Genomic DNA, 1,347 nt, shown 5'->3' with positions numbered 1-1,347 from the left:
GGATGTTGATGAGTCCGAACAAGCCACCACCGAGCAGCGTCAGGCCAATGCCGCCCGTAAACAGCAAACCAACTCCTATGAATTCAACGCTGAATGGGTGCTCATCAACACCAGTGACTATCCCCTGCGGGAACTTAAATTCAAAGCAGACTTTTACGATGCCAACGACCGCCGCTTGCAAAGCGAAGACGTCATCGCTATTTCCAAAAATGATGCCCCCCTGCTACCCGGAGAAACTCGCCCCTTTCGGGTGATAGAATCCATTGCCAAAGGCTATGCACGGTATAAAGTCACCGTGCTAGAAGCAGAGTAGCCCAGCCTGCAAAACGTCTATAAGTTAGCCAGAGGTTTGAGCCATAGGTTAGGCTGTAATCTCATCCGTATTACTATGGCGCCAACGCTATAGTGTACAAGGGAAGCCAACTTAAAACGTCGTCAATGGAGTTTCCCATGGGGCGCGATCTCATCATTGAACAATACATACAACGACTGCTCGATTGGGAAGAACCCGTTACCGCCAAGACCTTGAGCGCTCTGGCAGAAGAAGCAGGGCTGGGGCCAGATGAGCTAGCTGCCGTACAAAAAAAGGCCCAGGATCACCTCGAGCGTGGCCGCAACTACCTAGACTTTGACCGTCTTGACGACGCCATTGACGAACTGACCCAGGCAACTACCCTGGACCCCCTAAACTTTGAAAGTCTTCAGAGTCTCACCTACGCCTACGACCAGCGCTACGGCAAACAAAAAGACCCCGCCGACAAAGACCAGGCCATCGCCCTAGCCAAACGCTGTCTAGAGCTCAAACCCAGCGATGAAGACGCCGTTATCCTCATTAGCTCCCTCGAACAAGACGTCAACGGTCGCCACCGTTTACTGTGGTTAGGGCTAGCCGTTATCGTCATTGCCATTGGCTTTAAGCCCGTGATGGATATCATCACCACCCGGTCTGAGGTCGTACAGCTCACCGAAGCCATTGACCCAGAAGCACCCGCTGAGCCCGCCTCACCCGACAGCCCCGAGAGCCTCACTGCCGCCGATATTCCCATCCAGTTTGAGCAGCCAGGTCTTACCCTAGACCCTCGACAATCGCGTTTAGATAACTATGAAGACGCCTCTTATTACACCCTGCAGGCCGTCTTACTCAACACCAGCAACCAAGAAATCGACGCCCTACAGCTCCAAATAGAGTATCTAAATGATGCCGGAGATGCGATCGCAACCGACAGCAAAGACGCCATTGCCGACAACAACGCCATCGTCCGCCCTGGCGACCACCACGCCTTTGACCTGATCCACAAAACCACCCCAGACCTCGCCAGCATCCGCCTCAGCGTCACCACCCTAGAC

At 53.7% G+C, this 1,347-nt stretch carries 2 protein-coding genes; both read left to right on the top strand.

The genetic code is table 11. The features are described from left to right. On the top strand, positions 1-313 hold a 313-nt coding region (locus IQ260_RS30630), incomplete at its 5' end, for an FxLYD domain-containing protein (protein WP_193996807.1). 137 nt (positions 314-450) lie between these two features. Beyond that, positions 451-1,347 (top strand): tetratricopeptide repeat protein (locus tag IQ260_RS30625; RefSeq protein WP_228016579.1); only part of this gene is annotated, 897 nt, incomplete at its 3' end.

It is taken from the genome of Leptolyngbya cf. ectocarpi LEGE 11479, from assembly GCF_015207065.1.
Classification (GTDB): Bacteria; Cyanobacteriota; Cyanobacteriia; order Phormidesmidales; family Phormidesmidaceae; genus Leptothoe; species Leptothoe ectocarpi.
This window is presented reverse-complemented; position numbering and strand designations above follow the sequence as displayed.